The sequence below is a fragment of the Xanthomonas sp. CFBP 8152 genome (assembly GCF_014199025.1).
In the GTDB taxonomy this organism is placed as follows: Bacteria; Pseudomonadota; Gammaproteobacteria; order Xanthomonadales; family Xanthomonadaceae; genus Xanthomonas; species Xanthomonas arboricola_B.
The window spans coordinates 412,515-423,534 of record NZ_JACHNO010000002.1; the positions used below are offsets into that span (position 1 = coordinate 412,515).

Genomic DNA, 11,020 nt, shown 5'->3' on the forward strand with positions numbered 1-11,020 from the left:
CCGAATCCCCATTCCCGGCGTCATAGCGTCTGCTCCAGCACGCGCCAGACCAGTTCTTCGAAATCGATGCCGAGCTGGCGTGCGGCCTTGGGCACCAGCGAGTGGCTGGTCATGCCGGGGGCGGTGTTGACTTCGAGCAGATACAGCTGGCCGCTGGCGTGATCGCGCATCACGTCGACGCGGCCCCAGCCGCGGGCGCCGGCGGCGCGGAAAGCGTCGAGGGCGAGCTGGCGCAGTTGCGTCTCGGCATCGCCGTCCAGGCCCGGGCACAGGTACTGGGTGTCGTCGGCCAGGTACTTGGCGTTGTAGTCGTACCACTGGCCCTTGGGCACGATGCGGATCGACGGCAGCGCGACCTCGCCGAGCACGGCCACGGTGAGTTCGTCGCCTTCGATCAGTTGCTCCATCAGCAGCGCACCGTCGTAGCGCGCCGCCAGCACCACGGCTTGTTCGAGCTGGGCCTGGTCAAACACGCGGCTGATGCCGACGCTGGAGCCTTCGTTGGCCGGCTTGACGATCACCGGCAAGCCGATCTGCCGCGCGGCGGCATGGATGTCGTCGGCGCTGGCACCGGCGGCCAGGCGCGCATAGCGCGGCGTGGACAGGCCCAGTGACAGCCACACCTGCTTGGTGCGGATCTTGTCCATGCTCAACGCCGAACCCAGCACGTTGGAGCCGGTATACGGCACCTTGAAGGCTTCCATCAGGCCTTGCACGATGCCGTCTTCGCCGCCGCCGTTATGGCCGTGCAGCACGTTGAAGACGCGATCGAAGCGTTTTTCGACCAGCGCCTGCGCCAGGGCCGGAATGCCGTCGACCGGCTGCGCGTCGACACCGCGCGCGCGCAGTGCATCGAGCACGTTGCTGCCGGAGTTCAACGACACTTCGCGCTCGGACGAGGTACCGCCGAGCAGCACGGCGACGCGGCCGAACGCGGCCGGATCACTGGTACGTGCGTTGGGAATCACCGCGCTCATGCGCTCGCTCCGGTGAAACCGTTGTTGATGATGTGCTGCGCGACATAGCCGATATCGCCGGCGCCCATCATCAGCAGCAGGTCGCCATCCTGCAGCACGTCCGGCAGCACTTCGGCCAGGCCGGAGATCTGGCCGACCACGACCGGTTCGCTGCGCCCGCGCGCACGGATCGCACGCGCCAGTGCACGCGCATCGGCGCCCGGAATCGGCGCTTCGCCGGCCGGATACACCTCGCTCAGCACCAGCGCATCGACGGTGCTCAGCACCGCGGCAAAGGCGTCGAACTGATCCCGGGTACGGCTGTAGCGATGCGGCTGGAACGCCACCACCAGGCGCTTGTCCGGCCAGCCGCCACGGGCGGCGGCGAACACCGCTTCCAGCTCGCGCGGATGGTGGCCGTAATCGTCGACCACGCGTACCCGCGCACCGGTGCTGGTGGTGACTTCGCCCAGGTCGTTGAAGCGGCGGCCGATGCCGGCGAAGTTTTCCAGCGCACGCGCGATGGTTTCCGGCGCAACGCCCAGCTGCCAGCCGATCGCGGCGGCCGCCAGTGCGTTGAGCACGTTGTGGCGGCCCGGCAAGGCCAGCGTCACCGGCGTGGTGGTGCCTTCGGGCAGACGCAGCGTGAAGCGCATGCGCGGGCCGTCCTGCACCACGTCCTCGGCGCGCACGTCGGCGTTTTCGCTCATGCCGTAGCTCATCACGTGGCGCGGCGTCTTGCCGGCCAGCGCAGCCACTTCCGGATCGTCGATGCACAGCAACGCCAGACCATAGAACGGCAGGCGCTGCAGGAACTCGGCGAATGCCGCCTGGATGCGCGAAAAATCGTTGCCGTAGTTTTCCAGGTGATCCGAATCGATGTTGGTGATCACCGCCATCAGCGGATTCAGACGCAGGAAGCTGCCATCGCTCTCGTCGGCCTCGGCCACCAGCCACTGGCCGCCGCCGAGCTTGGCGTTGGCACCGGCAGCCAGCAATTGCCCGCCGATGACGAAGGTCGGATCCAGCCCGCCCTCGCTCAGCACCGCTGCCGCCAGGCTGGTGGTGGTGGTCTTGCCATGCGTGCCGGCCACCGCAATGCCGCGACGGAAACGCATCAGCTCGGCCAGCATCGCCGCACGCGGCATGATCGGAATACGCTGGCTGCGCGCTTCCATCAGCTCGGGGTTGTCTTCGCGGATCGCGCTGGAGACCACCACGCAATCGGTGCCGAGCACGTTGGCCGCCGAATGCCCGCGCATCACTCGCGCACCCAGCTTGGCCAGCCGACGTGTCGCCACGTTATCGGAGTTGTCCGAGCCGGAGACTTCGTAGCCCAGCGTCAGCATCACCTCGGCAATGCCGCTCATGCCGGTGCCGCCGATACCGACGAAATGCACGCGCGGAAACGCCCGCACCAGATCGCCGCTGTCCTGCAGACGGCGGATCATGCGGCACCTCCGGTGGAGGTGCGAGTCGGGAATCGGGACTCGGGAATCGTGTGGAGCGGAGCGCCAGCAGCGACGGATACTTGGTCGGTGCGCTTGTCTGCGTGCATCAATGTGTGTTCCTGCAATTGTTCTGAGCTCTGCCCATTCCCCATTCCCGATTTACCACTCCCGGCTTCCTGCAGAATGATGTCGGCGATGCGTTCGGCGGCGTCCGGCTTGGCCAAGGTGCGCGCGGCTTGCGCCATCGACAGGCGGCGGGCGGGATCGGCGAGCAGGCCCTGCAAGACCTGCTGCAGCCGCACGGCCAGGGTGTCGTCCTGCTTGAGCAGCACGGCGGCGTCGGCGCCGACCAGGTATTCGGCATTGCGGGTCTGGTGGTCGTCCACTGCTGCGGCGAAGGGCACCAGCACGCTGCCGATGCCGGCGGCGCATAGTTCGGCCAGCGTGGAGGCACCGGCGCGGCATACGACCAGATCGGCCCAGGCGTAGGCGGCGGCCATGTCGGCGATGAACGGTTCGACGCTGGCGTTGACGCTCGCCTGCGCGTACGCGGCCTCGGCTTCGTCACGTAGCTTTTCACCGCACTGGTGGCGCACATCGACATCCGGGTGGCCGAGCGCCGCCAGTGCCGCCGGTACGGCCTGGTTCAATGCACGTGCGCCCTGGCTGCCACCGAGCACCAGCACACGTACGACACTGCCACGGCCGACAAGACGCGTGGCCGGTGCGGGAAGCGCTGCGATTTCCGCACGTACCGGATTGCCCACCGCCTCTTCGCCGGCGAAGCTGCCCGGGAAACCGGTCAATACACGGCGCGCAAAACGCGACAACACCTTGTTGGTCATGCCGGGTGCGCGATTCTGTTCGTGCACCAGCAACGGCACGCCGAGCAGCCGCGCAGCCAGGCCACCCGGGCCTGCCGCAAAGCCGCCGAAACTGATCACCGCACGCGGCTGGCGCTGGCGCAGCACGAAGCCGGCGGCGCGCACTGCGCGCATCACCCGCACCGGCGCGCCCAGCAATTTCACCAGGCCCTTGCCGCGCAGACCGCTGATGGACAGCGTGTCCAGTGGAATGTCGTGCTGCGGCACCAGCCGGGTTTCCATCGCCCCGTCGGCGCCCAGCCAGGTCACCGGCACGCCACGCGCGCGCAGCACCTTGGCCACGGCCAGACCCGGGAAGATGTGCCCGCCGGTACCGCCAGCAAGAATCATCACCGGTCCAATTCCCGCACATGCATGTGCGGGCTTTTGCGAGGGATTCGCACGAGTGCTCATGCGATCCTTCCGAAGGTCGGTTCCACGCGCGGCTGCATGCGGCTGGTGCCGCGCAGGAACTCGGACGCATGCGCAGACGTCGCCGAGGCTGCAGCGACCGGTGCCGGGGCGGATGCTGCGGCAACTGGCTCGCGCTGCGGTTTGCGCGCGGGCGCATAGGCCGGCGCGGCCGACTCGACCACCGGTTCGACCGGCTCGGCCGACGGCGCGCCCGCACCCTGCGGCGACAACTTGCTGCGCAGGCGCTCGGCACGATCCATTTCGTAGGACACGCGCAGCAGCAGGCCCATCGCCACGCAGGTCATCAGCACCGACGAACCGCCGGAGGAGATCAGCGGCAGGGTCAGGCCCTTGGTCGGCAGGATGCCCAGGTTTACGCCCACCGAGACGAAGCTCTGCAGGCTGATCCACAAGCCGATGCCGAAGGCGATGTAGCCGGAGAAGTGACGCTTCATTTCCACGCAGCGCATGCCCAGCCAGAACGCGCGGCCGACCAGCAGTGCGTACAGCGAGATCACCCCGCACACGCCGACAAAGCCGAGCTCCTCGGCAATGACCGAGAAGATGAAGTCGGTATGCGCTTCGGGCAGGTAGTTGAGCTTCTGCACCGAGGCGCCCAGGCCCACGCCGGTCCACTGGCCACGGCCGACTGCCATCAAGGCGTTGGACAGCTGATAGCCGGAGCCGAGCTGGTCGGCCCACGGGTCCAGGAACGAGGTGATGCGACGCAGCCGGTACGGCTCAAGGATCGCGATGAAGGCGAACACCGGCAGGCCGAACACGATCGGCATCGACATGCGCGGCAGGTTCACCCCGCCCAGCACCAGCATGCCGGCGGTGATCGCCAGCAGCAGCGTGGACGAGCCGAAGTCCGGCTGCATCAGCAGCAGGCCGACCAACGCGATCGCTACGCCCAGCGGCTTGAGCATCGCCGGCCAGGTCGCGTTGACCTCGTCGCGAAAGCGCACCAGATAGCTGGACAGCCACACGATGTAGAGCACCTTGACCGCTTCGACGGTCTGGAATTTCGACACGCCCAGATTGATCCAGCGCTTGGCGCCATTGACGCTGCTGCCCAGGCCGGGCACGAACACCACCATCAGCAGGCCGAAGCAGGCCAGCAGCAACACCTGGTTGTACTGCTCGATGGTCTTGAGCTCGGTGCGCATCGCCCAGAATGCCAGGCCCACGCCGATGCCCAGGAACAGCAGATGGCGGGTCAGGTAATAGAACGGGTTGTCGGACAACTCGATCGAGCTGGACGCCACCATCACCACGCCCAGCGAGGCGAGCGTGGCCGCGGCCCCGAGCAGCCACGGGTCGTAGCGGCCGCCGATGGCATCCAGTCGCGTGGCCTGGCGGGACATGTCGTTCATCAGCGCACCTTCAACGTGGCAAGGCCGATCAGCACCAGCACCACCGAAATGATCCAGAAGCGCACGATCACGCGCGGCTCCGGCCAGCCCTTGAGTTCGAAGTGGTGATGGATCGGCGCCATGCGGAACACGCGCTTGCCGGTCAGTTTGAAGCTGGCGACCTGGATCATCACCGACAGCGTTTCGATCACGAACACCCCTCCCATGATCACCAGCACCAGCTCCTGGCGCACGATCACCGCGATGGTGCCGAGCACCGCGCCCAGCGACAGCGCGCCGATATCGCCCATGAACACCATGGCCGGATAGGTGTTGAACCACAGAAAGCCCAGGCCTGCGCCGGCGATCGCCGAGCAGATGATGATCAGCTCGCCGGCCCCGGGAATCAGCGGGATCTTCAGGTATTCGGCAAACACCACGTTGCCCGAGGCGTAGGCGAACACGCCCAGCGCACAGGCCACCAGCACGGTCGGCATGATCGCCAGACCATCCAGGCCGTCGGTCAGGTTCACCGCATTGGAGAAGCCGACGATCCAGAAATAGGCGATCACCACGAAGCTCACGCCGGCCAGCGGCAGCGCGATCGACTTGAACATCGGGATGTAGAAGGTGATCGCGGCCGGCACGTCGGCGGTGTAGTACAGGAACAGGCCTGCGGCCAGGCCGAAGATCGACTGCAGCAGATACTTCCAGCGCGACTTCAGGCCATTGGGATCGCGGCGCACGATCTTGATCCAGTCGTCGTACCAGCCGATCGCGCCGAAACAGATCATCACCGCCAGCACCAACCACACGTAACGGTTGCGCAAATCGCCCCACAGCAGCACCGACAAGGTCACCGTCAGCAGGATCAGCGAACCGCCCATGGTCGGGGTGCCGGCCTTGGAGAAATGCGTCTGCGGGCCGTCCTGGCGGATCGGCTGGCCGCCCTTGAACTGGGCCAGCTTGCGGATCACCGCCGGGCCCATCCACAACGACAGGAACAGCGCGGTCAGCGCGGCCAGGATGCCGCGGAAGGTCAGATAGTTGAACAGCCCGAACAGGCTCTCCAGTTGCTGCAGCCAACGCGCCAGCTCAAGCAGCATGGGATGCGTCCTCCGCCGGGGCGAGCAGCGCGGCGACGATGCGGTCCATGGCGCTGCCACGGGAGCCTTTCACCAGCAGCGTGGGCGGGGTTTGCGCCGTGGGGGCGGCAGTGGGCGCCGCCGCACCGGTGTGTTCGTACATCGAAGAAGATTCCTGCGTTTGGGTCGACGAAACGGCGAGCTGTGCCAGATCCGCCTGCAAGGCCGCGATCAACGCGGCATGGGTGGCGAACACGCGGCCGCCCTCGCCGAACGCCTGCGCGGCGGCAGCACTGAGCTCGCCCAGCGCATACAGGCGCTGCAGCTTGGCCGCGCGCGCGCGACGTCCGGCGGCGGCATGCAGGGCCGCGCCTTCCGGGCCGAGTTCGCGCATGTCGCCGAGCACCAGCCAGCCTTCGCCAGGCGCAGCAGCCAGGGTGTCGATGGCGGCATCCAGCGAGCCGGGGTTGGCGTTGTAGCTGTCGTCGATCAGCACCGCGCCGCCAGGCAGGGCGTGGGTGATCTGACGACCGGCCACCGGGCGCACCTGCGCCAGACCGGCGGCGATGATCGGTAAAGCGATGCCCGCACCCAAGGCCAGGCCGGCCGCCGCCAGCGCATTGAGCACGTTGTGGCGGCCCGGCAACGGCAGCGCGATCTGCGCCTGGCCGTGCGGGGTCACCAGGGTGAATTGCACACCACTGGCCTGCAGCCGCAAGCCTTGCGCGGTGATGTCGGCACTGGCCTGCAGGCCGTAGCGCAACACGCGGCGGCCCTGCACCGGCTGCGCATGCAGCTGCTGCTCGAACCAGGCACCGAAGGCATCGTCGGCATTGATCACCGCCACGCCATCGGCCGGCAATGCGGCGTAGATGGCGCCCTTGGTGCGGGCGACGCCGAGCAGGCTGCCCAGGCGTTCCAGATGGGCAGGCGCAATGTTGTTGACCAGGGCCACGTGCGGCTGCGCGATCTCGGTGAGATAGGCGATATCGCCCGGCTTGCCGGCGCCCATTTCGTAGATCGCCAGGTCCGCATCGTCCGGCGCAGCAATCACCGCCAGCGGCAGGCCGATCTCGTTGTTGCGGTTGCCCGGCGTGGCGTACACGGTGGTGCCGTCGACACGCCCGGCCTCGGTCAGGATGGCCAGCAGCAGCGCCTTGACGCTGGTCTTGCCGTTGGAGCCGGTCAAGGCGATCACCCGCGTGGCGCGGTCGCGCTGCATGCCGGCGGCGATACGCGCCAGCGCCAGTTCGGTATTCTCCACCAGCACCTGCGGCACGCTCAGCGCCGGCAGCAGGCGGCTCACCAGCACACCGCTGGCGCCGTGCGCCACCGCGTCTGCGGCAAAGTCGTGTCCGTCGAAACGCTCGCCGCGCAGCGCCACGTACAGGCTGCCGTTGGCCAGCGTGCGGGTGTCGTTGCCGACGGTGTCGATCATGGCGTCGTCGCCATGCAGCTCGCCACCGGCCCAGTGGGCGATCAACGACAGCGGAGTGAGCTTCATGCGCGCACTCCCAGTAAGGTGCGCGGCAACAGGGCCTGCGCCGCCACGATAGCGTCGTCGAAGGCATGCCGCACGCCGGCGACTTCCTGGTACGGCTCGTGGCCCTTGCCGGCGATCAGCACGATGTCGGAGGGGCTGGCCATGCTGATGGCCTGATGGATCGCCGCGGCGCGGTCGCGCTGCACGATGGCCGCATCCGGGCGCGCGAAGCCGCGCAGGATATCGGCCACGATCACATCGCCATCTTCGCCACGCGGATTGTCGTCGGTGACGATCGCCACGTCGGCATTGACCTCGGCAATGGCCGCCATCTGCGGGCGCTTGCCGGTATCGCGCTCGCCGCCGCAGCCGAACACGCAGATCAGCCGGTCCTGTGCATGCGAGCGCAGGCTGGCCAATGCCTGTTCCAGCGCGTCGGGCGTGTGTGCGTAGTCGACGACCACCAGCGGTGCGCCATGCGCGCCACCCAGGCGATTCATGCGGCCGTGGATCGGCTGCAGCCGACCGAGCACTTCGGCGATCTGCGCCGGCGCGATCTCCAGCGCAGACAACGCACCGGCCACGGCCAGCAGGTTGTCCACGTTGAAGCGGCCCAGCAGCGGCGAGTGCACCGGATGCACCTGGCCGTCGAGATGCAGCGCGAAATTGATGCCGTTGTGATCCAGCTGCAGTGCCTGCGCACGCACGCTTGCCTGGGCCTGCGCGCGCGAGCTCACGCCGATCGCGCGCAGCGCGGGGTCGAGCGAGGCCAGCAGCGTGCGGCCGAAGTCATCGTCCAGGTTCACCACCGCGGCCTTCAATCCGGCGCGCGTGAACAGCCTGGCCTTGGCCGCGCCGTACTGCGCCATGTCGCCGTGGTAATCGAGATGGTCGCGGGTGAGATTGGTGAACACCGCCACGTCGAAATGCACCGCATCCACGCGGCCCTGGTCCAGCGCATGCGAGCTGACTTCCATCGCCACCGCCTGCGCGCCCGCGTCGCGCAACTGCGCCAGCAAGGCATGCGTTTGCAGCACCAGCGGCGTGGTGAAACCGGTCGGCACGGCGCTGCCGTACAGGCCGACACCCAGGGTGCCGAGCGTGCCGGCAGGGGTGCCGAGCAGCGTCAGGGCCTGCGCCAGCAATTGCACGGTGGAGGTCTTGCCGTTGGTGCCGGTGACGCCGACCATGCGCATCGCCCGCGAGGGCTGGCCATGGAACTGATCGGCCATCGCGCCCAGGCGCGCACGCAGGCCCGGCACCGCGATCGCATCGGCCGGTGCCGGTAGGTCGGCCGGCGCCGGCGGTTCGAACAACACCGCCGCCGCGCCATTGGCGCGCGCCTGGTCGACAAAGCCCAGGCCATGCGCACCAAACCCGGCGATCGCCACGAAGGCATCGCCCGCACGCACCGCACGGCTGTCCATCACCAGGCCCGACACCTGCACCTCGTGCGCAAGCGGCACGTCCGGCAACAACTGCGACAGCGGCATGCTGCGGCTCACTGGCGGCTCTCCTGCAGCGGTGCAGGCTGGGCGGGTGCGGGCAGTGCAGCCGGTGCGAGTGCGGTGGGAATACCCGCAGACACTTCATCCACCGGGTCCGGCACCAACGCCGGATCCAGATCGGCGGGCTGCGGCTTGACGACCGGCTGCCCGGTCTTGCCGGCGGCCTGCGCGGCCAGCCACGACTGGATGTCGTCCGGCGGCACGTCCATCAGCCGCAGCGCGCCTTCCATCACCCTGTGGAACACCGGCGCCGACACCAGGCCGCCGTAATACACCTTGCCCTGCGGATCGTTGATCACGATGACGGTGGCAAAGCGCGGACGCGTGGCCGGCACCAGGCCGGCGAACAGCGCGTTGTAATGCCCGCGCTCGTACCCGTTGGCGCCGTTCTTGCGCGCGGTACCGGTCTTGCCGGCCACGTGATAGCCCAGGATCGCCGCGCCCTTGGCGCCGCCCTGGGTGACCACGGTTTCCATCATGTCGATGACCTGGCGAGCCACTTCCGGAGTCACCACCTGGCGGGTTTCGTTGTGCTGGCCGCGCACGAAGGTCGGCGGGGTCAGCTTGCCGCCGTTGCCCAGCGTGGCGTACGCCTGCGCGATCTGCAGCGGCGTCACCGACAGGCCGTAGCCGTAGGACATGGTGGTCTTGGAGGGGCCGCTCCAGCGCGCCGGCTGCAGCACCACGCCGGCCGATTCGCCGGGAAAACCGCTGTGCGGGGCAGCGCCGTAGCCGAAGTTGCGGATCGACTGATAGAAGGTCTGGTCCGGCACCTTGGCGGCGATCTTGGCCGCGCCGATGTTGGAGCTGCGGGTGATCACGCCGGTGACGTTGAGCACGCCGTTGTTGCGCGGCACATCGCGGATGGTGAAACGCCCCACCGACATGTAGCCGGGGTTGGTGTCGATGACCGTGTCCTTGGTCACCACACCGGCAGTCAGCGCGGTGGCCACGGTCAGCGGCTTCATCGTCGAGCCCGGCTCGACCAGATCGGTGACCGCACGGTTGCGGCGTGCCGACGGGTTGATGCCGGTGACCGCGTTGGGGTTGTAGGTGGGCAGGTTGACCATCGCCAGCACTTCGCCGGTGGCCACATCCATCACCACCATCGACCCGCCGGCCGCATTGTTTTCGACCAGCGCGTTGCGCAGCTCCTTGTAGGCCAGGAACTGGATGCGGCGGTCGATGCTCAGCGTCAGGTCCTTGCCCGGCTGCGCCGGACGTACCAGATCCACGCTCTCCACGATCGCGCCGCGCGCATCGCGCACCACCTTCTTGGAGCCCGGCTTGCCGCGCAGCCATTCGTCGAAGGCCAGCTCCAAGCCTTCCTGGCCGCGGTCATCGATATTGGTGAAGCCCAGCACGTGGGCCATCGCCTCGCCTTGCGGATAGAAGCGGCGGAACTCGCGCTGCGAAAACACACCGGGAATCTTCAGATCGACAATCGCATGTGCCTTGTCCGGATTGATCCGGCGCTGCAGGTACATGAATTCCTTGCCGGCCTTCTGCGCCAGCTTGGCGTTCAACTCGTCCAGCGGCTGGCCGAGCGCCTTGGCCAGCTCGGGAATGCGGTCCGGGTTGCGCAACAGTTCCTGCGGATTGACCCAGATCGATTCCACCGGCGTGGAAACGGCCAGCGGCTCGCCGTTGCGGTCGGTGATCATGCCGCGCGAGGTGGCGATCGGCAGCTCACGCAGATAGCGCGCTTCGCCCTGGCGTTGGTAGAAATCGCGGTTGACCAGCTGCACGAACGCCGCCCGGCCGATCAGCGTCACCGAGCACAGGCCCAGCGCGATGCCGACCAGTGTCAGGCGGCCACGCAGATTGAAGTTGCTGCGCGCGCGGTTGCGGCCGGCTTTCATGGCGCACCTCCGTGTGCGCCACCCTGCGGGCGGCTTCGCCGTG

The 11,020-nt window shown here is 67.9% G+C and carries 8 protein-coding genes; all 8 read right to left on the reverse strand.

Annotation, left to right across the window (positions count from 1 at the left end):
• Positions 1-20: 20 nt before the first annotated feature.
• The 8 genes from FHT09_RS09500 to FHT09_RS09535 are packed head-to-tail and all read right to left on the reverse strand — an operon-like array spanning position 21 to position 10,977.
• The gene (locus FHT09_RS09500; RefSeq protein WP_104606769.1) at positions 21-977 is read right to left on the reverse strand and encodes a D-alanine--D-alanine ligase; all 957 of its coding nucleotides are present in this window, start codon (positions 975-977) and stop codon (positions 21-23) included.
• On the reverse strand, positions 974-2,407 hold the full coding sequence (gene murC, locus FHT09_RS09505) for a UDP-N-acetylmuramate--L-alanine ligase (protein WP_104606770.1): 1,434 nt from the start codon (positions 2,405-2,407) through the stop codon (positions 974-976). Before murC ends, FHT09_RS09500 begins: the two co-directional genes overlap by 4 nt.
• Complete coding sequence (gene murG / locus FHT09_RS09510) at positions 2,404-3,684, reverse strand: undecaprenyldiphospho-muramoylpentapeptide beta-N-acetylglucosaminyltransferase (RefSeq protein ID WP_104606771.1); 1,281 nt, start codon at positions 3,682-3,684, stop codon at positions 2,404-2,406. Before murG ends, murC begins: the two co-directional genes overlap by 4 nt.
• Positions 3,681-5,060 carry a putative lipid II flippase FtsW gene (ftsW, locus tag FHT09_RS09515; protein ID WP_104606772.1) on the reverse strand — a complete coding sequence of 460 codons (1,380 nt, stop codon included), beginning with the start codon at positions 5,058-5,060 and terminating at the stop codon, positions 3,681-3,683. Before ftsW ends, murG begins: the two co-directional genes overlap by 4 nt.
• A complete protein-coding gene (mraY, locus tag FHT09_RS09520; RefSeq protein WP_104538520.1) occupies positions 5,060-6,145 on the reverse strand; it encodes a phospho-N-acetylmuramoyl-pentapeptide-transferase in 1,086 nt (361 codons plus the stop codon). The genes ftsW and mraY overlap by 1 nt, the downstream gene beginning before the upstream one ends.
• Entirely contained in the window at positions 6,135-7,628 is a 1,494-nt protein-coding gene (murF, locus tag FHT09_RS09525) for a UDP-N-acetylmuramoyl-tripeptide--D-alanyl-D-alanine ligase (protein WP_104606773.1), read from the reverse strand. The genes mraY and murF overlap by 11 nt, the downstream gene beginning before the upstream one ends.
• The gene (locus FHT09_RS09530) at positions 7,625-9,100 is read right to left on the reverse strand and encodes a UDP-N-acetylmuramoyl-L-alanyl-D-glutamate--2,6-diaminopimelate ligase (protein WP_181141378.1); all 1,476 of its coding nucleotides are present in this window, start codon (positions 9,098-9,100) and stop codon (positions 7,625-7,627) included. The genes murF and FHT09_RS09530 overlap by 4 nt, the downstream gene beginning before the upstream one ends.
• 8 nt (positions 9,101-9,108) lie before the next feature.
• A complete protein-coding gene (locus FHT09_RS09535; protein WP_024939428.1) occupies positions 9,109-10,977 on the reverse strand; it encodes a penicillin-binding protein 2 in 1,869 nt (622 codons plus the stop codon).
• Positions 10,978-11,020: the final 43 nt, after the last annotated feature.

What these genes read in the sequence shown, in the direction of transcription:
- FHT09_RS09500 (WP_104606769.1), bottom strand. Translation starts at nt 977, where the DNA reads ATGAGCGCGGTGATTCCCAACGCACGTACCAGTGATCCGGCCGCGTTC.
- murC (WP_104606770.1), bottom strand. Translation starts at nt 2,407, where the DNA reads ATGATCCGCCGTCTGCAGGACAGCGGCGATCTGGTGCGGGCGTTTCCG.
- murG (WP_104606771.1), bottom strand. Translation starts at nt 3,684, where the DNA reads ATGAGCACTCGTGCGAATCCCTCGCAAAAGCCCGCACATGCATGTGCG.
- ftsW (WP_104606772.1), bottom strand. Translation starts at nt 5,060, where the DNA reads ATGAACGACATGTCCCGCCAGGCCACGCGACTGGATGCCATCGGCGGC.
- mraY (WP_104538520.1), bottom strand. Translation starts at nt 6,145, where the DNA reads ATGCTGCTTGAGCTGGCGCGTTGGCTGCAGCAACTGGAGAGCCTGTTC.
- murF (WP_104606773.1), bottom strand. Translation starts at nt 7,628, where the DNA reads ATGAAGCTCACTCCGCTGTCGTTGATCGCCCACTGGGCCGGTGGCGAG.
- FHT09_RS09530 (WP_181141378.1), bottom strand. Translation starts at nt 9,100, where the DNA reads ATGCCGCTGTCGCAGTTGTTGCCGGACGTGCCGCTTGCGCACGAGGTG.
- FHT09_RS09535 (WP_024939428.1), bottom strand. Translation starts at nt 10,977, where the DNA reads ATGAAAGCCGGCCGCAACCGCGCGCGCAGCAACTTCAATCTGCGTGGC.